The sequence below is a fragment of the Paraburkholderia lacunae genome (assembly GCF_003353175.1).
GTDB classification, from domain to species: domain Bacteria; phylum Pseudomonadota; class Gammaproteobacteria; order Burkholderiales; family Burkholderiaceae; genus Paraburkholderia; species Paraburkholderia lacunae.
In genome coordinates this window covers 22252-42888 of sequence record NZ_QHKS01000033.1, presented here as the reverse complement: position 1 = coordinate 42888, position 20637 = coordinate 22252, and the positions used below count along the sequence as shown (strand labels likewise).

Genomic DNA, 20637 nt, shown 5'->3' with positions numbered 1-20637 from the left:
TTACGTAATCAACCCTGCGTTGCTTCGAAGACCTTGCGGAATTCCGCCTTCTCTTCGTCGGTCAGCGGCTTCAGCGGCATGCGTGCATTGCCAACCTTGAATCCAGCCAGCTCGCAACCGTACTTCACCTTCTGCACGAACTTGCCTGCTTCCATAGTCGCCATTACCGGGAAGAGCGAGCGCATCACGGCCTGAGCGCCGAAAATGTCGCCGGCGGCGAACTTGTTGTAGATATCGACCGTTTGCTTGGCGAAGCAGTTAGCCGGTCCACAAATCCAGCTTGTTGCGCCCCAGAGCAAGAAGTCAAGCGCCTGGTCGTCCGAACCGCAGGACAGTTGGTAGTCGTCCTTGTACTTCGACCCAATCTCGATGGCGCGCAGCAGATTGCCGCTGCTTTCCTTGATGCCGATAACTCGCGGATTGTTACGGAAGGCCTCGAGCACCTCATAGCCGACTTCAACGTTCGTGCGGACGGGATAGTTGTAAACAATGAGGTTGATATCCGGTGCAGCTTCGAGGATAGCCTCATAGTGGCCGATGAGTTCTTCCTGTGACGGCAGCGCATAGTACGGCGGGGCGATGAGCAGGTTGGTGTAGCCCGCGTCGCGCGTTTGTCTGACCTGCTCGATGACTTCACGCGTGGACGAACCATTCGCGCCCGCAATCAGGATTCCGCGGTCACCGACGACTTCACGTACGGTTTTCAGAATCGCACGGCGCTCCTCATTGTTCAGCGCATAGTATTCACCCGTCGAGCCCAACGGTACGAAGCCCTTGACGCCTGCTTTCAGTTGATATTCGATGATGGAAGCCAGCGTGTCGTGGTCGACGGCCCCTTTGGTGTCGAACGGCGTAACGAGAGCGGGCAAAATTCCCTTCATTTCCATGTGTGTTCTCCAAACTAACGGGTGACTGGGTGGGTTAATAGGCATAGCGCCTCAACATCCGCGTCTCGACCACGCCGACCAGACGCGTCAGCGGGAACGCGACGAGGAAGTAAATCATCGCGACGGTAGTCAGGAACTCGACCGGACGTGCCGTGCTGTTCGAGATGTTCTGGCCAACAAACATCAGGTCCGCGACACCAACCGACGAGATGAGCGCACTCTCCTTGAACAGGCTGACGATGTTCGACAACAATGGAGGAACTGCGCGCAGCAATGCCTGCGGGAAAATCACGTAAAGAATCTTGGCCTGCGGCGAAAGGCTCAACGCGGTGCACGCGTCGTGCTGCTCGGCCGAAATGGATTTCAATGCCCCGCGGAAGGTTTCGCTGGTGATAGCCGCCATGTACAGCGTCAGTGAAATAACCACCGACAGGTAAGGTGGAATCGGAATCCGGAAGACAACCGGAAAGCAGAAGTAGACCCAGAATAGCTGGATAAGCAACGGTGTTCCGCGGAAGAATTCGACGTAGAGCGTCGTCGTCGCTTTCAACCACCGCGACGGGGACATCCGCAGCAGGCTCAGAACAAATCCCGCAAGGCTTCCGATGACGGCGCAACTGCTCGTAAATGCAACCGTAAGTCCCAAGCCTTTGAGCAAGACCAGCCAATAGGGCAATACAGCCGAAAAATCGAGATGCATGGTCTTCTCCTCAACGCTGAACAGCCAGGTCCTGACGACGCTCGATTACATGCACGAGTTTCGCAATCGGTAGCGAGAGCGCGAAGTAAATGAGCGCGACCACCGTATATGTTTCGAGAGGACGATACGCTTCAGTCGCGAGGCTCTTTCCGACATACATCAGGTCCGCCACCGCGACGATGGCAACGAGCGCACTTTGTTGCAGGCTTCCGATGCCGTTGGTCATCAGGACCGGCATCGCGGTACGAAGCGCCTGAGGGAGCACGACGTAGACGGTGCGCTGCCACGGCTTTAAGCCAAGAGCCACGCAGGCGTCGAGGTGTTCCTTCGGGACCGCCTGGACGCCAGCCCGATAAGCTTCGGCGTTAAATGCTGTCAGATTCAAGCCGAGTGCCATGACGCCCATCACGATGGGGTCGATAAATACATCAACCATCATCGGAATGCAGTAGAAAAACCAGACGATTTGCAGCAGAGCGGGCGTACAACGGAAAAACTCGATGAACAGCTGCGCCGGCCACCGAACGACGACCCAACGGCTCATGGCCAGAAGGCAAAGCAGAAAACCAAGCACAAGGCCCGTGACGTTGGAGGCCACTGCAAGCTCAATAGTGACCTTCAGGCCTGAAAGCAGTGCCCCGAAGCTTCCTTCGAGGAAGCTGAAGTCGAAGTGGTAGTTCATGGTCAGCCTCAATCGAGATGCAGAACTTTCTCGAGAAACTCGCGGGTGCGGGCTTCCTTCGGGCACTTGAACATTTCCGCGGGTGCGCCCTGTTCGACGATTTTTCCGCTGGCGCAGAAGACAACTCGGGTCGCAATATCGCGCGCGAAATGCATGTCGTGGGTCACGATAATCATCGCCATCTTCTGTTCGGCCAGCTTCAGCATCACGTTCTGCACTTCGATGACCATCTCAGGGTCAAGCGCCGAAGTGACTTCGTCGAACAGCATCAGCTTCGGCTCGAGCATGAGGGCACGCGCAATGGCAACCCGTTGCTTCTGACCACCGGAAAGCTGGCTGGGATATGCGTGTAGCTTGCTCTCGAGACCAAGGCGCGCGAGGTACACGCGCGCCCGTTCCGTCGCCTCTGCTTTTGAAATACCGCCGACCTTGACCGGAGCAAGAATCAGATTGCCCAGCACGGAAAGGTGGGGGAAAAGCGTGTAGTGCTGGAACACCATGCCAATCTGCTTTTGCAACTTGGTGTCGATGCGTTTCGACCGGGCCGAATCCGCGCCGTGGATGTACGGCCTTCCCTGGAATCCAATCTGTCCGCCCTGAATCCCTTCCAGGCCCATCATGACGCGCAGAAGCGAGCTCTTGCCGCTGCCGCTAGGACCGATGATGACGAGCCGGTCGTCGGCGCGCATATCCAGACTCATGTGGTCCATGACCACCAGATTTTCGCCGTAGGACTTATAGACGTCCCGGAACTGCACAAAGTCGCCGGTAGTCGAGGACGAGAAGTCAAAAACTGCCGGCGAAGTGTGGGGTTGGGCAATCATGGTTTGGGGTGACAACATGAAATCTCTCCAGCGGGGCGCGCCCTCAGGCACGTGATGTGTGAATCGAATCTGGCTTTCCTCGATTGGGCCGAACCGCATCCGGAATCAGCCAGGACATCTTTGCTATCGAGAGCCAGCCTGGTTACGAGCCCTCCATCGTTGCTGCCGCCGGCTCGACAACACACAATTTTGTGTGCTCCACTGTGTGCAGCGATGTATGCATGGTAGACGACCGAAAACCAGCGCGTCAACGGCTGATTTGCCATTTCGGGGAAATCACCAAGGATTCGGAGGCGCGCCGCTTTTCAGGCGCTGGATAGGGCTGCGGAACGGAACAGGAGGGTTTCTGGGCGACAAGAAGCTTCCAGCCCGAGCTTCCTGCCGCGAGCCAATGCAGTGGCGGGCTAGAACTTGTGACGAATAGCGGCACGCAGGACAAATTGATTCGACGTAGACGAGACGGCGTCGGCGCCTGGCACGTATGCGACATCAAGGACGGTCCCTGTCTTGTCGCCGCTTGCGTGCTGGTAGCCACCCTGCACGTAGACATCGGTTCGTTTGGACAGGTTGTAGTCAGCCATCAACCCCGCCGACTGGAAGATGGGATGAAGTTTCCCGCTGGTCGCATTGAAGCTCGTTCGCGTGTACGTGTAGGCCGCACCAACGTAGAACGCAGGCGTGAACTGGTACTTGCCGTTCACTTCAAAGTTGTTGAATCGAAGTGATGAGAGCGTTGCTCCGCCAACCGGCGTTATTGCGCCTACATATCCCGAACTGAGTGGTTGGTCGACATTGGTGTTCGTGTAGGCAAAGCCCAAGGTCGCGCTGCCGAATGTGTAGTTGATTCCGGCGCCGAACACTCTGAGCCGTTTCGCAACGAAGTTTTCATCCCCACCGTTGTTGATTGCACCGCCGGCCGTGGCTGACGGGTTGTTGGCCTGAAGGTAGGCCGCCGCTACGAGCAACCCACCTGTCGCGTATTGCGCGCCGACGCTGTACTGCCGGTTGTTTGCGAAATTGGTGTCGTTGCTGAAACTGTATGTGCCGCCGAACTGAAGACCGGCAAAGCTCGGGCTGGTGTACTTGACCGTGTTGTTGACGCGGAAAGTGTTGTCCGTGTTGTCGTTATCGTATGGGTGCGAGAAAAGATAGCCGCCCCAGTTCCCATTCGCCGTGGTCTGGGCGAGATAGTCGACCAGCGAGTCATACTGCCGCCCCAGCGTCACCGTACCGAACTGGTCGTTGGCGAGGCCTACGTACGCCTGGCGTCCAAAGCCAAGGCCACCTTGCGCCAGCTTTCCATTGTTCACGTCGAAGCCGCTTTCAATCTGGAAAACAGCCTTGAGGCCGCCGCCCAGGTCCTCTGTACCTTTCAGGCCCCAGCGGCTGCCTTGCGCATAGCCGCTCTGAAGTTCATAGACTTTGCTGCCCTTCACATTGTTGGTGTAGTCAAACCCTTCGTCGATGAGACCATAGAGCGTGACCGTGCTTTGCGCGAACGCTGGAACGCTGGCCGCTGCAATGACTGCAACCAAAATTGACTTCTTCATTAGTTATCCAAACCTTATTGTCGATTGAAACGATTGCTTTATCTATTTCTGATTGTGTTACAGCAAGGACGCGTCCCGGCATGAGCCAGCGCGAACGCGTCCGGAAGCAAACGAAGGCGCGAGGGTGACGAAGCCTTCGCAGCGCGTCGTATTACTTGTTAGTGACAAGCATGGCCTGGACCGAGGTCTTGATGAGCCGGTTGACTGCCCCGGATTTCACTTGCTCGTTCACATACTTGTTGAGCACGGCGATATCGGCTGCAGACGTCTCTTTTCTGACGCCGAACGCGACTTCCTGCTGCGCGAGGGGTGGATTGGGCTGGATGGCGACTGCCCAATCCAGGTGCGCTTCTGTGAGCAACATGTTGGTGATATTGGCGTCAGCGAGGAGGTCGGCGCGCTTGGACATGAGAGCCAAACGCGTTTCATCGTTACCGGGTAAACGCATAATTTGAGCCTGCTTGATAACGCCGGAAATCGCCTTGTCTTGCGCGGTCCCTGACATGACGGCGATGGTCACGCCCGTTTTGTCGATTTCGTCGATGGTATGCGCGCCCTTCGGAATCTTGGGATTGTTCTTGTTGTAGACCAGCGAGACGTTGTAGTCAGTGGCCGGCGCCGAGAAGGAAATCGCCTTTTCACGTTCCGGGGTGTCGTTAAGTGCGAGCGACAGGTCCCATTTGTCGGACTGAAGGCCGGCGACGATATTGTCCCAGGTGGTATCGACGAATTCGACCTTCACCTTCAGCACGTTCTGTCCAAACTCACGGCAGAGCTCTGAGAAGAAGCCGCTGTATTCACCCGTCTTCGGGTCACGCATCACGTACGGGGGTGCTACCGCTGCCCCACAACGGAGAACTCCAGCCTTTTTCACATTTTGCCAGGCGCTGGTGTCATCAGCGCGGGACGGCGCGCTGATGACACAGCTCGCGGCAGCCAAACATACAAGAGCCTGACGGGTAAAGCGAGACAGCCGAACCATGATGACCTCTTAAATAAGGGTAATCCCGTAGACAAAAACATACTTCCGCCACACAAGTCTGTGTGTTTAATTGTGTGCAGCGTTGTATGCATAGTAGGAAGACAAAATTCAAGCTGTCAACTAGGCGATTGCCCTAGCGCCGAAACAGGCACGCTGCATGGGTTGAAAGTCGAGCGGCCAACGCGTCCTGTCGCAGGCAGGACCTGATGAAGGCACATGCTGGACGAGTTGAAGGCGCTCCCGAGATATCGGGTTTCGTAACATCGGATGCGTACCCGCGAGCTGCCGGTAGCTTCTATTTACTTCGCTGGCGACCAGACCTCGAATTCGCGCATGCATTGAACGCACCTATGTGCCTTCGCAAGCCGGTCAGCCATCCAATGCCCGAGATTGCGGCGTTTGTCGTCGACATGAAATCTGCGTTTGTCGAGCCGGAAATCGATGAAGCCATTCGGCGCGACCGAGCCGGGGAGCCGACGTTCTTTGCGTGCGAAAATGGCGGCTCCGTGGGTACCGCTAGTCCGGTGGGAACGGATGTCTGGCGTGTTGACGGCGCCGTGCGCGACCGCCACTACTGTGACGGTTGCGACGGGTCGTGCGTCGGAGGGGATGTTCCTGCAGCGACAGATTCAATCGCATCGGCAAGGAGAAACGATAGTGAAACTGGTTGGATGCGGGTTGCTTTTACTGGCGTGTACTTCGTCCGCGTTTGCAGGTGCGCACTACATTGAAATCTGGAATCCGCCCGAAGCTCGCGGTGGATTGCATCAGGGAGCAGGCGCGCCGAAGTCGCTTACGCACAAGCGGCGTGTGCCCCATCTGGTAAAAACACAGGCGCATCGCACGCCGACCACTGCCACGAAGCTGGCCGTGAAACAGGGAGCTGTCGGCGCAGGTCCGCGACGCGTTACTCCGGACGTGTCGGAAATTCCCCGTCTGATAACGCCCGAGGGGAACGTGCTGCGCGTTGACGCGCAAGACTCGGATGTTGAGGTCGTGCGCTGATGGAATCGGGAAGCTACAAGGGATACCGCATCTTCGGTCACGCGATTCTTCAGCAAGAGGACATCCTTTCGCCTGAGCGATACGCAGGCAGCGGGACCATCACCCGCGACACAAAGATGGTTGAAGCCTCCGGGGTACTCGGTGTTTTTGACACCGAGGAAGAAGCGCAGCTTGCGGGGTTGGGCTGGGCGCGTGCCTGGGTCGACACCCACGGATAGTGCCTTGCGGCCGTCAATCCATGGCGATTCATGCGAGTCGCACCTTTCCGCGCTAACACATTGACGAGAGCTCTTTCTAGCTTCCGGTCGCCTTCGGCACCGTAGCCCTTTCATTGAGCTATACCGTGGTCTAACGACACCGACCACATTCGACGAACATGATTGATTTCACGGACGAACAGATAGCTGCCAGAGAGCTCCGCAACGCCGCTTACCATGAAGCAGGTCACAAGATGCTTTATGAGCGCTTCGGCGGCGCTGGCGACGCGGTCGTGTGGAAAAATGAGAGTGGGAATCCGGAGGAAACAGCGTGGCGCGGCCAGTTCCGTCCCCGCACCTGCCCTGAGGTGATGCGCAAGACGGCGTTGAACCATGGGTTTGCCGCTCCCGAGCTACCTGCGAACTGGAAGATACTCGTCGGCATGGCTGGCCTGTTGGCCGAGGACATCCTGAGCGGCGAGACGGATGATGCCGGCGCTATGGCTGATACCCTTTTCTTCAGAATTTCCAACGGAGACGCCTCGGCCTCCGACCTCGCGCAAATGAGCATCACGGACATCGATAACTGCGGACTGAGCTATGAGGTGGTCGAGGAAGCCGTGCGGCTTCTGCGCGAAGGATGGCCGGTCGTGCAGCAAGAGGCCGAGTATTTAATTCAGTCCGCCGCAGACTAGCCCCGGCTCGCTACGAAATGATGAGGGACCTTCGCGGGCGGCCAGTGAGCCCCCTGCCAATGCCGAAGGAGCGAGCGACCGTCGGACATCACGAGCGCGATGCGAGAACACTGACTAGCTGTTCAGTCTGCATTGAATCCATACTCCCCAATGAGCGGGTGCAATTCTGTTGCGCTGGAGATTGAAGCCAGTCACCAGAATGAAGTTGTGGCGGCGCTCTCCATCCATTCAGGTGTCCGGTGTTCGTGGCTGCTCGGCCAACAAAGCTGGCGATTCGCGGTGCAGATTGGCCTGTCGCCGCGCCAGGTCGTTAATCACTTGATGGCACCGATGGTCGGTCATCTTCTTCCACGCCCGAGTTTTATCGAGCGTGCGAAAAAACACCTGACGCACAATTTGGTCTTGCCATCGAAGGCACACACGTCGATGCACGGCGACTTGACTGCCATGGTCAGGCGGCCGCTTGTGAAGGTTGCACTTCAACGGTGACATGCGACGCCCTCTGAGCCGACGCCAGTCTCCCGTCGTTGCTACCTTGCAGGATGGTATGCGGGCAGGACAGCTGCATTCTGAGCCATCTTAAACGAGAGATATCTGAAATGCAGTTCCATGCCTTTCTCGATATCGCCTCGATGCCTACACTGGCTTCCATACCCGCTGCGTGACGCGCAGGCAAGACAGCCAAGCCCCACCGCGAGTTGACAGTGGCATATGCCCCAACTGGGATACGTCCAGATACGTAACCGCTTTACACTTCGGAGACAGCATGAAAAGCATCGACCTCAAGGGACTGGTTCCCGCTCCCGTTACCCCATTCACCCGCGATGGCGCTGTGGACCATGCGGCCATCCAGCGACTGGGGTCGTGGCTCGGGAGCATCGAAGGCGTCAAAGGCTTGACCGTTCTGGGTCACGCTGGCGAGGGTACGTTCATGACGCCGGACGAACAGCAGAAGGTCATCGAGAGCTTCGTCAAGTCGGTCGGCAACAAGATTCCGGTCATCGCCGGCATCACCCTGGAGGGGACACAGGTCGCAGCCCTGGAAGCGAAGCGCGCAGTCGAGGCCGGCGCGTCGGCGGGCTTGGTGTATCCGTCGCATGGTTGGCTGCGCTTTGGCTATCAGAAGGGCGCACCGCAAGACCGTTATCGCGCCATCCACGAAGAAAGCGGCTTGCCGCTGATTCTGTTCCAGTACCCGGACGTGACGAAGGCGACGTACAACCTCGAAACCCAGCTTGAGATTGCTGCTCAGCCGGGAGTGTTCGCGATGAAGAACGGCGTGCGTAACATGCGTCGCTGGGACACGGAAATCCCCGTCATCCGCCGCGAACGTCCGGAACTGCAAATCCTGACTTGCCACGACGAATATCTGCTGCACACGATGTTCGACGTCGACGGCGCGCTGGTCGGCTACGGTGGCCTCGCACCGGAACTGCTCATCGACCTCATCAAGGCCGGCAAGGCGAAGGACTACAAGGCGGCGCGCGCCATCCACGACCGTCTGCTGCCCGTCACGCGCTCGGTGTACCACCGCGGCTCGCACATGGAAGGTACGGTCGCGCTCAAGCACGGTCTGGTCGCACGCGGCATTCTCGAGCACGCAACGGTTCGCTCGCCGCTGCTGCCGCTGCAGGAAGGTGCTGATGTCGAAATCGCGCAGGCACTGCGCTCGGCTGGTCTCGTCGACTAACTGGCGATTTCGAGTCATCACGTGCGAAAGTACATGAGCGGCTAGTAGTAGGGGCTGAGTCCAAGGAGGGCTCAGCCCGCCGGGCGAGGAGGAACGTTCGCCCGTTCTCTCATATGACAGCATTTGAACAACACTCATATGAAGGGGCCGGTCGCGACGGACACTACCCGACTGTAGCACCGAGGGAGCCGTGACAAACAATATATAAGTGGGCCGGAGTAGAGCCTGCGGTCGATGGATTGGATGGAGACAAAATGGGCAAGATACTGGCGGGCGCCGTGGTCGGCTCTGACCATATGGCAAGTCATAAGTCTGAACCTGTAGCACGCGCTGCACATCTGCTTTTCCGCATCGAGAACGTTCCATTTAGCCGGTGGCACACCAAGGCCCGAATCATTATGGGTAGTGCCACATTCTTCGATGCGTTCGACGCACTCTCGCTCGCCTTCGCCTTGCCGGTGTTGGTCGGGCTGTGGCACCTCTCGCCGATGCAAATTGGCGTGCTTATCGCTGCCGGGTATCTGGGGCAGTTTGTCGGAGCGCTGACTTTTGGCTGGATAGCTGAGCGCTTCGGCCGAGTGCTCAGTGCGACCACGACTGTTGGAATCATGTCGGTCATGGGTATTGCATGTGCGTTCACGGGGAATTTGCAGCTCCTCTTTCTCGCACGCTTCCTTCAGGGTATCGGCGTTGGCGGCGAGGTACCTGTCGCGGCCGCCTATATCAGCGAACTGAGCCAAGCGCATGGCCGGGGGCGTTTCTTCCTTCTCTACGAACTGATTTTTCCCTTGGGGCTGCTCGGCGCGGCGCAGGTCGGGGCGTTCGTCGTCCCGCGTTTCGGCTGGGAATGCATGTTCCTCGTCGGCGCGATTCCCGGCCTCCTCGTCACGCTATTCATCGCTCGTTTGCCAGAGTCACCTCGCTGGCTTATCTCGAAGGGGCGATACGATGAAGCGGAGAGTGTCATCGAGAAGATTGAGGCTAGCACGACGCGTCGCAACCTGGATGTCGAGGGAAACTGGGTTGAGGTAGAACGGCGGCTCTCTAAGATTCGCGATGCAAGCCAGACGAGAAAAAGGGCATCGTGGAGGGAGTTGTTCTCGGACGTGTACCGAGGTCGCACGTTGATTGTGTGGGTGTTGTGGGCCAGTTCTTACTTCGTGGCTAATGGCATCAACAATTGGCTGCCGAGTCTGTACCGCACCGTGTATCACCTGCCTCTGCAAGAATCTCTGCACATGGCGTCACTGTCGAATGTTCTGAGTGCATGCGCAGTGTTGCTCTGTGCTTTCCTGGTTGACCGAACTGGCCGTCGCCGGTGGGCGATGGCCACCTTCCTGGTCAGCGGGGTGCTGCTTCTGATACTCGGTGCGGTCGCGAAGGGCGGTCCCTGGTCGGTCATGTTGCTGGGCTCATCGGCCTACGCGGTGATGGGCACCACGACGGTTATGCTCTACCTGTACACGCCTGAAATCTATCCGACCCGGATGCGTGCAATTGGCACTGGACTCGCAACGTCCTGGCTGAGGGTTGCTTCTGCTGCGGCGCCTGCCCTCGTCGGAGTCGTTCTGTCGGGTCACGGGATTTCCGCAGTGTTCCTGATGTTCGCCGCTACGACCATTGTTGGGCTCCTGGCGTCTCGGGCAATGATTGAGACGACCGACCGCTCGCTCGAAGAAATCTCGCCCTGACGGCAGCTTACGGTGTCTTGGGCACCGAAGGGAATTTGCCTCGCAACAGCAGTTCTTGAGTCATCGCCGCGCGTTGTTGGGACGCGCGGCGATGTTCTTTTGGGGCTCGACGAACTTGGGTGGTTAGATGAGACCTGTGTGTTGCAAGTGCGGCGGAAGTCGGAGGCGACAAAAGCAAAACCACCGGCACGAATCTCGCAATTCGCACCGGCACTGAGAAGGGCTATCGGATGGTGTTTTAGAAGGTGTGTCTCATGCCTACGCCGTACGTGCTTCCGGAGGGCTTCCCGCTCAGCTTGTCGTAGGAATAGACGGCGTAGACGTCGGTCCGCTTCGACAGGTAATAGTCGTAGCCGACCGATGCCGTGTTCCGAATCGAGTCCTGGTTTTTCGGTGCCGAGCGCCTCGTCATCGCCCACTCGACGAGCACGGCGGAGGTTAGCGTAGCGGGAATCGAGAGGCCAAGCTCGTAGGTATGGGAGCCGACCTCCGTCGTCGTCGTATTGGTCGTTTGCAGGGCGGCGTAGAACTTGGCAAAGTTGGCGTTGTACGTGGCGCCAGCGAGGTAGAGATACTGCTGGACGTTCGGCATGTTGACCGCCATGCGCACTCGTTGTGTGGACAGGGCAATCTGAAGCGGGCCATTCTCGTAATTGAGGTTCAGGCCGAGGTCATCCTTCCCCTGGTGGCCAGTTGTTCCGCTGACGCCGTATTGCACAGTCCCGGTGAGACCCATATACGTTGCGCTCTCGTAGCTCGCGACGTTGGCCCAGACGGTGTCGCCCACAACCGTGTTGTTGTACGCGGTGGTGTACGACTGGACGACAAGAGGCGAGAACACGACGGAAGAACCGAACGGGTTCAGCAAAATCTGATTGAGGTAGGTGCGCGTCGTCTGCTCGCCGAACCGGAAGATGCCGTACGGGGTCGTGAAGCCCACGTAGGCATTGCGCGAGAATAACCCGTCTGTGGAGTTTCTTCCCATCTGGCCGGTGTTCGGGCGGAAGAAGCTTTCCAGAACAAAGATAGCCGCATATCCGCCGCCGAGGTCTTCTTTGCCGCGTAGCCCCCAGAACGACGTAGTCAGGCCGCCGCCGCCGAGTATGACGCTACCTTGAGGTGCGCCGCTCACCTTTGACTGTGCGACGTGCGTGCCTACCAGACCGTAAAGCTGAATCGGAGCAGAAAGGTCCGCTGAGGATGGCTGGGCATGCACAACCCCCGTCCAAATGGAAATCGATGCAATTGCGAGGCAACGCGAAGCCAATCTGCGGCCAACGCGTAAGCTCCGGTCGGTTCTCATTTGTAGTGTCTCCTTTAAGTATTTGTATGGCACAGCATTGCCCGCCGGGAGCGTTGGTAACGCTCTCGGGACGGGGGATTCGGTTCGGTATTCGCGGCCTGAAGGTCGAGCCGACCTACGGTGCTGGCGCGTGCGGACTCAAAGTCGGCGCGCGCACCTGGCGTTCGAATTGATGGTGGTGTTGCCTACCGCGTATCTCGTTTCGACGGATGTCCGCATACGGCTGTCTCCTGTTCTGGCCAGTCATGCGAGTAACGCTGGAGCCAGCAATCTCGTCATCTTTTCAAGCAGTCTATTCAATGAAAATTCATGCCGATAGGCGCATCAGTGTGATTTCAGATATGCTTCAAGAGAGATGGGTGGAGACAGCGATGGAACGGGAAGCCTTCAAGTTATTCATCGAGGTGGCGGAGCTGGGAAGCATCAGTCGAGTTGCCGCGCTCCGGCAAACTGTCCAGTCCAATGTCAGCAGACAGATTGCCGAGTTTGAGCGCGAATGCGGAGGCCGTCTGTTCGAGCGGACTGGGCGCGGTGTGAAGCTGACCGGGTTCGGAGAGCGGATTATCCCAAGAGTCCGTGCCTGGATTGCGGACACCGACCAGTTGTTCAACGAAATACGCACTTCGTCGGGCGCACCATTTGGTGAAGTACGAATCGGCATCTTGCCGTCGACTGCTCATCCGCTGATGACCACGCTATGCGAGCGCGTCAACTCGGCTTATCCGGACATTCGCCTCAACGTTCGCGAGAGTCAGTTGGGTGAGGTTGAGACGTGGCTGGACAGCGGACGCGTGGACCTCGCTATCCTTTTCCATGCAGAGCGCTCCATGACGACCGAGCGGCTCGCGACGCTCGCGACAATCGAAACCTATCTTGTAGGCGCGCCGGACTCGCCTGTGCTTCAGCGGGAAACCGTCGAATTCCGGCGTCTTGAGGGGTTGCCACTGATATTGCCGGGACGTCCCAACCGCCTGCGAAATCTGATGGATGACGAGGCTCGTCGGGCCGGTATCGAGCTTCGGACTGTACTGGAAGCAGACTCGCTTGCTGTCCAGCGAGAGCTTGCGGCCAGTGGTCGAGGATATGCTGTGCTCGGGCCGTGGGCCATCGCCCCCGATGTACGCGCCGGCCGCCTGCGTGCCGCAAGAATCATCAAGCCCAACATCACTCGCTTCGTGACGCTTGCCAGTTCAACCCAAGGGGCAATGACGCCTGCAATCCGGATTGTGATTGCGACGTTGAAGGAAATCGCTTCAGAACTCTCCGAGTCCAGGGTGTACGACGGCCTCGCGACCTAGCGTGTCGAACGGCATGAGCGCACTGCGCCGGCACCAACTGCAGGAGCCAAGCAGACTTCTTCTAACCGCCGGGCGGCCACGAGCCCCAAAAAATAGGGCGTTCGGTATAGCAGTCGCTGCGCGCACCCACTCCGTGGCGTTGCGAGCGTGCAGTCCGTTTAGGACTTGATGGTAGTAGTAGACTCGAATGGCATCGACTGCTCGAAGGAGTGGTCTTGGTTCGAGCAAAATCCAACTCAATTCGCGAGCCGGCGGGGACGTTGGCCGATTCGCAGGCCTGCGCGCTGATTGCCATGATGTCGGTCACGCTGCTCTCTACGCCAGTCTTAAGCGGTTCCGGGAGATGCATGGCCCGGCATCTGGCCAGGAGTTCGCAGCTTATGTGGCCTTCTATCCGTCTTGCAACATAGGGTATCTGCGGGACGACGACATCTCGGCCAAGCCGGTGCGGATATTCCACGGAAGTGCAGACGATTACGTTCCGGTCGCACCGTGCCGGGAATATGTCGCTCGTCTGCAGGCGAACGGCAAGAATATAAACCTGACCGAATACCCCGGGGCATATCACGTCTTTGATGGCAAGGCGTTTGCGACGCCGCTGAAGCTGGCGCAAGCGCAGACGATAAGGAACTGCAAATTACAGGAAGCGGTACACGGAGAAATCCTGAATGCGGCGACGAACAAACCCTTTACCTATCAGGATTCATGTGTCGAGCTTGGTCCGACCATAGCCTATAACCCGGAGGCATCGGCGAAGGCGCGGGCGGCGGTCAAGGAACTCATGACCGCGAACGGTGCCAAGCCGAATTGATATTGCACCGTGCTCGCCGCGCGGCGTTCGAGCCGGTGTCAAGCTTCACCCACTTGGTCACGACCGGCGGTGGCCCGTGGTTCACTCCGGGCTTGCGCAGTCCTTCTCCGTGCAACGGTTCGGACATTGCGCGCGACCGGCACCGTGTTCCTCCTGTCCGCGCTCTGCGCAGCCTGCACGAACCCACCGCCGTGCGCCAGGCTTTACGTGCGGGAACATGTCGGCACGGCGCAGCACCACGACGTCACCGACAGGGTCGAGTTGTTCGGGGTGGGTTTTACGGCCAAGAAGTGTGTGGTTGTCCGCGTTGGCCATCGCCCGGGCGACACACAGGACGCCGTCTTCACGGTCCCGGGCACGCCGCCGGCGGACCCGTACGGCTTCGTCGATTTGTACTACAACCCACCGTGGTTCTACCGAGTCGGAGACCAGTCCACGGTCGACCGGACCATCCGCGTGCGCGCGACCGATGTGGCCGGCCGGACCGTGTATTCGGACGCGCTCACCGCCCAGAGTTTCGCGTGCGATGCGCCGCCGCCGGACGCCGCGCAGCGACTGAAGCGTCCAGGAAACTGAGAGCCGAAATCCCGGCCTTACCCTTGCTTCCGTCGCCTATAGTGATTGCCATGGGTGTGACGGATACGCGGGTTGATGACAGGAGGTGCGCAATGGAAACAACCTCACCGAGGGCGAAAGTGGGTCGTGTTGTTCGTGGTGGTGCCAGCTACATGTCTCAGCAGGGCTCCGTGCATGCGCCCGGTATCAGCAAGGAGACGGTGGGGTCCGAGGTCCTCTACATGGGCATGGTGTCCGTGCCGCCCGGAGGCAGAACCAGCGCTCACATTCACGAACACCATGACACCGCGCATTACATGCTAAGCGGCGACGAAATCGAGTTCTACACGGGCGAGGAACTGGAAGACCGGCAGGTGGTGCGCCCCGGTGATTACATCTTCACCCCGGCGGGCGTGGTCCATGTCGCCGTCAACCGCAGCCCGACCCCCGCCGTCTTCGTCGTCGCCCGCAATGAGCCGACGGCGCGGGAATGCGTGGTCATGCGTCCGGAACTCGACGCCAGGGTGCCGTGAGCGGGGTGTGATGCGGGCGAGGGAAGTTGGATTTCTAGATGTCGGTCTCGCGTCCTTCGCTGATGTCACGGGTAGCGGTCCAGTAGGGTTCGCGGTTGTAATAGTGATGGACCGTGGTGCCCCACTTTTCGTCCGCCATCGAAGGCCAGTGGTCCTTGTCGAACCCGGGCTCATCCTTGAGTCTCTGGGCCGGGATGTCCACGACGAAACACCGGTCGATTGCATCCAGTGTCAGCGCGCTCCACGGGATGGCGTGCAGCGTATCACCGATGCCGAGGAATCCCCCGGTCGAGAGGACGGCATAGGCAATCCGTCCGCTTCGCACGTCCAGCATGATGTCGGCTATCTTGCCCACGTGTTCGCCGTCGGATGACATGACCTTGTCGCCATTGAGCGTGGTCGCTGCCATCACCTCCGGTCCGGGCCCCGAGCCGACGGTGCTGCCAACGATTTTCGCGCCGCTAACGGACGGGTGCATTCGCGGGTCGGGCGTAGTCATCATTTGCTCCTGAGGTTGAAACACTGAGACGAGCAACTCCTGTGCCTGACCCCTTACAAACCTTTCTTCCATGATAACGGCTCTATCACAGAAGAATTTTTAGGATAACTGCTCCTCTGTTTGCTTCGCCTGCGTCACGTCCATCGCGGCCCCGATGAACTGCTTATTGTTCGGCTAGTCGGTGGTTGCATGTGCAACCACACGGGGGTGCTTGATGGGGATGCGTCCGAGCTCAGGATAACTTCACGACGGAACGTGGGCAGCTCGACCGGCAACAACTGCAGGTCGCCAGCACACATGCGCTCGAACGCCTGCCAAGCGGTTGCCCCTGTTCGGCCGACAGTAGACGGTCCGCTGTTTGATGTAATGGCCCGCCGTACCCATTACTAGAAAGCACGGGTATGCGGCGGGCCCATGCATCAACAGTTCTATCGCACTTGCAACTGCCAATTGAGTCTTCCTGACGTTCTCCTGAGGAAGTCAAGTATCTCTGCCTTCGGGGTCGAAAATATCGGAGGTCCCGTTAGCATGGACTTCTCCGGAACCGTAACATCGTGCGCAGAGCTGCCACCGCTCTCCATCGCATTTTGGGCACGTGATGATGTTGGACGTGCGAGACATGTCTGAAACAGTCTCGATTTCGGTTATCTGCACCTTTCCCGTCCCGCCACATTTTTCGCACTTGATTTTTCCTTGGCCACCACATTGCTCACAGGTAGTCATCGCCTCCCCTCCTGGTAGTTAGGTGTACATGACCATACTACTCCGGGCGCCTGAGAACACCAGATGCTGGCCTCTACGAACTCGCGGAGTTCCCTGCCTGGCGACGAGAACAAGCTGACGGGACAGGTCAATCTCGTCCGGTGCTCGGTCGGTCACATCACACAAGGCGGGTCCCTGACGCTAACCAGCGGCATTCTCTCCCTGCATCCGGTCACAGGAAGTGCCGCAGTGGGCATCGTGAATGCAGAGGTCGAGGCGTTCGTGCGGTCCGCCGCTCTCGAATTGCACGGCAAGGCACGCGTTAACGTCGTCAGCCCAGGCTGGGTTTCAGAAACACTTGCCGCGACGGGGCAGGCCTATTCGGCAGATACTCCCGCCGCGGTGGTGGCCCAAGCGTATCGTTGACTTTTGGTGCCCGCTCCGAAATTGAATACGTCTCACGTTGGAAAAAGCGGCCGCAGTTGCCCGTACAGAGCTCGGAACGACGCTAACCGTTCCAAGAGTATTGAATGCCGCTCGTCGTCAGGAAAGAATTCCTGCGACACCGACGGGGCACGGACAACGACCGAAAAATCGCCGTCAGCCGCTAACCAGCCGAGACGCGCGGCTCCGAGCGCAGCGATGCATTGTGAATCGGGCGGCCGGCTTATCCGTACTCCAAACGCGTCAGCCATCAACTGCGTCCAGAACGCACTGCGTGCACCACCACCGATAAGACTAAGCGAGGTTTCGCGGGTGCCATCCGCACGCAGGGCATCGAGTCCGTCCGACAAAGCAAACGTGACACCCTCAAGAACGGAATAGGTAAGTGTGGCGCGGTCGGTCGAATCAGCAAGTCCAAAAAACACGCCTTGGGCGTACGGGTCATTGTGGGGGGTTCGTTCACCGGAGAGATACGGCAAGAACAATGGAGCTTTGGCCCGACGGTTCGCACTGACACTCTCGACCTCACCTAGCAGACATGCTTCGTCGGCCGAAGTGAGTTTGCATAGCCAACGAACGCAGCTAGCCGCAGACAGCACGACGCTCGTTCGGTGCCACCGGTTCGGAATCGCGTGGCAGAGCGCGTGTACTCCTAGATGCGGGCTCGGCCGAAACTGCCCGGTGACAACGGACAGCACTCCCGAGGTGCCGAGAGACAGAAAACCATCCCCCGATTCCGACGCGCCCACGCCCAGCGCGCTCGTCGCCGTGTCGCCCCCGCCAGCCGCAACAATCACATTTGCGGGCAGGCCAAGCTCGCTAGCAATACTGCGACGCACGGCGCCGACCGCTCGGTTCCCTTCTTTCATCGGTGGCACCTGCATGCGCGTCATGTCACAGGCTTGCAAAAGCTCGTCGGACCATTCGCGACGCCCGACATCCAGCCAAAGGGTTCCCGACGCATCGGACGGGTCCGTCAGCTTTATACCGGTCAATCGCAGACGTAGATAGTCCTTCGGCAGCAGGACGCACGCCAGCTTTCGGAAGTGCTCCGGCTCGTGTCGTGCGACCCACAATAATTTCGGTGCCGTGAGCCCTGGCATTGCGCAATTGCCTGCGATTTCATGCAGCCTCGGTGCGCGGGTCGTGAGTTCAGCGCATTCGCTGACGCTGCGCATGTCGTTCCACAATATCGCCGGGCGCAGCGGCCGGTCATTGGCATCAAGGAGAACGGCACCATGCATTTGACCAGAGAGACCAATGGCCTGTATGCGTCCAAACGCGTCGGGATAGTTCTTGCGCAGCGTCGCTAGTGCAATCAGCGTAGCTCGCCACCAATCCTCTGGGTCCTGTTCTGACCATCGGTGCCTCGGCCTCGATATTTCCAGCGGATGACGAGCGGTCCCGACGACATGTCCATCGCTGGCCAGCAGGAGGAGCTTCAGTTCGGTCGTGCCGAGGTCAATGCCGAGAAACATTACTTGAACTCAAGATACGTCTTGCCTATATCGCCTAGAGGTCGAAGTTGGTTGGCATCAAGACCACGTCGCGGATGGTCATACCACGTTGCCGCGTCAGCATGAACATGATGACCTCCGCGACCTCGCCGGCCTCAAGCAGGCTCCCCGATTCTTTGGCCTCCTTCAGTTTTTCCTCCGGCCAGTCGGCAAGCAGTGCACTAGCGACCGGGCCGGGCGACACGGAGCCTACGCGTATTCCATGTTTGAAAACCTGGCGCCGCACCGTCTGAACAAAGCAGTTAATCGCCCATTTGGACGACGCATAGACCGGCTCCCACGGCGTCGGAAAGTGAGCAGCCAGCGAACTGGTCACGATGATATCGCCGGTCCGTCGGGCTATCATGTTAGGCAAAACGTCGTGAACGTTTTTCATCACCACATTGACGTTGAGATTCAGCATCCGGTCAATCGCTGCCGTATCCGCGTCCACCAGGTCGCCGCCGACATACGTGCCTGCGTTGGCATGCAGAATGTCGATTTGTCCCGCGATTTCCAGCACGCGTGGCACGAGCGTTGAGCAAGCCGCCGGGTCGAGCAAATCCACGACAAGCGGAATCGCCGCGTCGCCGTGCTCCCTGCAGATTGCCGTCAATGCGACGTCATCGCGGTCGACCAGCACCACGCGGGCACCCGCCGCCAACATCGCCTTGGTGCTGGCCAGCCCAATGCCTGACGCAGCGCCGGTTACAACAGCGACCTTGCCCTGCAGTTCTCCTTCCATTTTCCTGTTCCTCCTGATTGGCGGTCATCCCCGACTTGACGCAGTAGCAATCTACCCAGACAGCTTATCGCCCCCTCAGCTCGCACCGCAGGCGACTTCGATTTTTTGGTCAGCACTGAATTTGGTCAATTGCTCTTAAATCGAGCAAATATTCGATTGCGACGGTAGCTCTGTCAAGGCGATTTGGGGGAGGACAAACCCTATAGCTTGCGAGGTAGACCCAATGAGGCGCCGAGAGAGGCCATGCCGCGCGTCGGTTCCCCCGGCACTTGACGAACGGCTTCCCACAAGGGAAGTTGAAGGGTTGCATGCACGCGAATTTCGTAGAATGCCGCGTGCTGTATCCGTAACTTAACGAGACCCTGGCGGTCAGCCTAGAATTGATTGCCTCCACATCGACAACGGGCGGCGCAATGCCGATACCGTCGAAGCCGATTATTGCCGCGACTGTGATGGCGAATGCGTCGGATAGGGCGTTGGTTGCAAAGAGTGGCTGAAACGAACGGCCGGCAAGGAGATATTGTGAAAGGAATTGGATTGGCCGTATCGATGATGACGCTCGCGTCGACCGCATTTGCGGCTGGGGTCTATACCGAGGTTTGGAATCCGCCAGAGGCACGTGCGACCGCCCCACACAGGGCCAGTCCTGCGCACAAGCTCGCAGTTCATCGACATGCCGTTCCGCATGCCGTGAAAGTTAACGCCCGACGCGCGCCGACGTCTGCACCCAAGCTCATGGCGAAGCAAAGCAACCTGCAAAAGCCCGTGCCGCCAGAAGAGCCGGACATGTCGGAGATTCCGCGGCAAATAACGCCCGAGGGCAACGTGCTTCGGGTTGATTCTCGTGGCATAGCGGCCGAGGTCAGTCGTTGATGGAATCGCAAAGCTATCAGGGGTACAACCTGTGGGGCCACGCTATCTTGCAGCAAGCGGATATCCTCCAACCAGAACGGTACGCGGCAAGCGGCACTATCACCCGACACAACAAGCTCGTTGAGGCATCCGGCATCCTTGGCTGTTTTGATACCGAAGAGCAAGCTCAGCATGCCGGACTTGACTGGGCACGAGCGTGGGTCGATAGCCATGGATGAGATAACGCCTCGGCGCCCACTATGATGCACCCACTACCATGCCATCTGGAGCGCCCCCCCTCTCTTTGCAACTCATCAAGGTCTTTTGCGAGGCATCTGCACGATGCTCCCGCCCGCATCAAAAAGAGCCCCATCCATTGAATGGCTTTGAATGTCTGGAAGAACTCTTCGGTGATACGAATGAGTAAAGACATATCTAGCGAACGAGTTTATAGCGCTGTTCGGCGGCCATTTTAGAAACGTAACTCTCTCGCTAT

20 protein-coding genes and 2 pseudogenes are annotated in these 20637 nt (G+C 58.6%); 11 read left to right on the top strand and 11 right to left on the bottom strand.

Features of this window, described 5'->3' with window-relative positions; translation table 11 throughout:
• Positions 1 to 8: 8 nt before the first annotated feature.
• The 6 genes from dapA to DLM46_RS33040 all read right to left on the bottom strand — a co-directional run bounded on the left by dapA (position 9) and on the right by DLM46_RS33040 (position 5625).
• The gene (dapA, locus tag DLM46_RS33065; protein ID WP_115108018.1) at positions 9 to 887 is read right to left on the bottom strand and encodes a 4-hydroxy-tetrahydrodipicolinate synthase; all 879 of its coding nucleotides are present in this window, start codon (positions 885 to 887) and stop codon (positions 9 to 11) included.
• Positions 888 to 921: 34 nt separating this feature from the next.
• Positions 922 to 1587 carry an amino acid ABC transporter permease gene (locus tag DLM46_RS33060; RefSeq protein ID WP_115108016.1) on the bottom strand — a complete coding sequence of 222 codons (666 nt, stop codon included), beginning with the start codon at positions 1585 to 1587 and terminating at the stop codon, positions 922 to 924.
• 10 nt (positions 1588 to 1597) lie between these two features.
• Entirely contained in the window at positions 1598 to 2269 is a 672-nt protein-coding gene (locus DLM46_RS33055; protein WP_115108014.1) for an amino acid ABC transporter permease, read from the bottom strand.
• Between the two features lie 8 nt (positions 2270 to 2277).
• Positions 2278 to 3111: an amino acid ABC transporter ATP-binding protein gene (locus DLM46_RS33050; RefSeq protein WP_115108011.1), complete on the bottom strand. Its 834-nt coding sequence runs from the start codon at positions 3109 to 3111 to the stop codon at positions 2278 to 2280.
• A gap of 386 nt (positions 3112 to 3497) precedes the next feature.
• The gene (locus tag DLM46_RS33045) at positions 3498 to 4643 is read right to left on the bottom strand and encodes a porin (protein WP_115108009.1); all 1146 of its coding nucleotides are present in this window, start codon (positions 4641 to 4643) and stop codon (positions 3498 to 3500) included.
• 151 nt (positions 4644 to 4794) lie between these two features.
• Complete coding sequence (locus tag DLM46_RS33040) at positions 4795 to 5625, bottom strand: substrate-binding periplasmic protein (protein WP_115108006.1); 831 nt, start codon at positions 5623 to 5625, stop codon at positions 4795 to 4797.
• Between the two features lie 609 nt (positions 5626 to 6234).
• Here DLM46_RS33040 and DLM46_RS33030 point away from each other — a divergent pair.
• The 3 genes from DLM46_RS33030 to DLM46_RS33020 all read left to right on the top strand — a co-directional run bounded on the left by DLM46_RS33030 (position 6235) and on the right by DLM46_RS33020 (position 7522).
• Positions 6235 to 6630, top strand: coding sequence for a hypothetical protein (locus DLM46_RS33030; protein WP_244306455.1), 396 nt, complete (start codon positions 6235 to 6237; stop codon positions 6628 to 6630).
• Entirely contained in the window at positions 6630 to 6848 is a 219-nt protein-coding gene (locus DLM46_RS33025) for a hypothetical protein (RefSeq protein ID WP_115108001.1), read from the top strand. The genes DLM46_RS33030 and DLM46_RS33025 overlap by 1 nt, the downstream gene beginning before the upstream one ends.
• Positions 6849 to 7006: 158 nt before the next feature.
• A complete protein-coding gene (locus DLM46_RS33020) occupies positions 7007 to 7522 on the top strand; it encodes a hypothetical protein (protein WP_115107999.1) in 516 nt (171 codons plus the stop codon).
• Positions 7523 to 7750: 228 nt separating this feature from the next.
• On the opposite strand, the pseudogene DLM46_RS33015 reads toward DLM46_RS33020, so the two are convergent.
• Positions 7751 to 7971 (bottom strand): annotated as a pseudogene (locus tag DLM46_RS33015) (DUF1289 domain-containing protein).
• Positions 7972 to 8288: 317 nt separating this feature from the next.
• Between DLM46_RS33015 and DLM46_RS33010 the strand changes: the two are divergent.
• Both DLM46_RS33010 and DLM46_RS33005 read left to right on the top strand, forming a co-directional pair.
• Complete coding sequence (locus DLM46_RS33010) at positions 8289 to 9212, top strand: dihydrodipicolinate synthase family protein (protein ID WP_115107996.1); 924 nt, start codon at positions 8289 to 8291, stop codon at positions 9210 to 9212.
• Positions 9213 to 9508: 296 nt separating this feature from the next.
• Positions 9509 to 10903: an MFS transporter gene (locus DLM46_RS33005; protein WP_244306457.1), complete on the top strand. Its 1395-nt coding sequence runs from the start codon at positions 9509 to 9511 to the stop codon at positions 10901 to 10903.
• Between the two features lie 238 nt (positions 10904 to 11141).
• Here DLM46_RS33005 and DLM46_RS33000 read toward each other — a convergent pair whose 3' ends face one another.
• Positions 11142 to 12206, bottom strand: coding sequence for a porin (locus DLM46_RS33000; protein ID WP_115108086.1), 1065 nt, complete (start codon positions 12204 to 12206; stop codon positions 11142 to 11144).
• 299 nt (positions 12207 to 12505) lie between these two features.
• Between DLM46_RS33000 and DLM46_RS32995 the strand changes: the two genes are divergently transcribed.
• The 4 genes from DLM46_RS32995 to DLM46_RS32980 all read left to right on the top strand — a co-directional run bounded on the left by DLM46_RS32995 (position 12506) and on the right by DLM46_RS32980 (position 15403).
• On the top strand, positions 12506 to 13504 hold the full coding sequence (locus DLM46_RS32995) for a LysR family transcriptional regulator (protein WP_244306454.1): 999 nt from the start codon (positions 12506 to 12508) through the stop codon (positions 13502 to 13504).
• A gap of 187 nt (positions 13505 to 13691) precedes the next feature.
• A complete protein-coding gene (locus DLM46_RS32990; protein ID WP_115107992.1) occupies positions 13692 to 14315 on the top strand; it encodes a dienelactone hydrolase family protein in 624 nt (207 codons plus the stop codon).
• A 126-nt stretch (positions 14316 to 14441) separates the two neighbouring features.
• Complete coding sequence (locus tag DLM46_RS32985) at positions 14442 to 14891, top strand: hypothetical protein (RefSeq protein WP_115107990.1); 450 nt, start codon at positions 14442 to 14444, stop codon at positions 14889 to 14891.
• A 92-nt stretch (positions 14892 to 14983) separates the two neighbouring features.
• Entirely contained in the window at positions 14984 to 15403 is a 420-nt protein-coding gene (locus DLM46_RS32980) for a cupin domain-containing protein (RefSeq protein WP_115108084.1), read from the top strand.
• A gap of 34 nt (positions 15404 to 15437) precedes the next feature.
• On the opposite strand, the gene DLM46_RS32975 is transcribed toward DLM46_RS32980, so the two are convergent.
• Complete coding sequence (locus DLM46_RS32975) at positions 15438 to 15902, bottom strand: PRC-barrel domain-containing protein (RefSeq protein ID WP_208866374.1); 465 nt, start codon at positions 15900 to 15902, stop codon at positions 15438 to 15440.
• Positions 15903 to 16733: 831 nt separating this feature from the next.
• Between DLM46_RS32975 and DLM46_RS32965 the strand changes: the two are divergent.
• A pseudogene (locus tag DLM46_RS32965) lies at positions 16734 to 17030 on the top strand (SDR family oxidoreductase); the annotation flags it as partial.
• Between the two features lie 32 nt (positions 17031 to 17062).
• On the opposite strand, the gene xylB reads toward DLM46_RS32965, so the two are convergent.
• Together xylB and DLM46_RS32955 are read right to left on the bottom strand one after the other, a co-directional pair.
• Complete coding sequence (gene xylB / locus DLM46_RS32960) at positions 17063 to 18526, bottom strand: xylulokinase (protein WP_115107985.1); 1464 nt, start codon at positions 18524 to 18526, stop codon at positions 17063 to 17065.
• 34 nt (positions 18527 to 18560) lie between these two features.
• On the bottom strand, positions 18561 to 19289 hold the full coding sequence (locus DLM46_RS32955; RefSeq protein ID WP_115107982.1) for an SDR family oxidoreductase: 729 nt from the start codon (positions 19287 to 19289) through the stop codon (positions 18561 to 18563).
• 872 nt (positions 19290 to 20161) lie between these two features.
• Between DLM46_RS32955 and DLM46_RS40660 the strand changes: the two genes are divergently transcribed.
• Positions 20162 to 20380, top strand: a complete 219-nt coding sequence (locus DLM46_RS40660) for a hypothetical protein (RefSeq protein WP_115107978.1) — start codon at positions 20162 to 20164, stop codon at positions 20378 to 20380.
• Positions 20381 to 20637 lie beyond the last annotated feature (257 nt).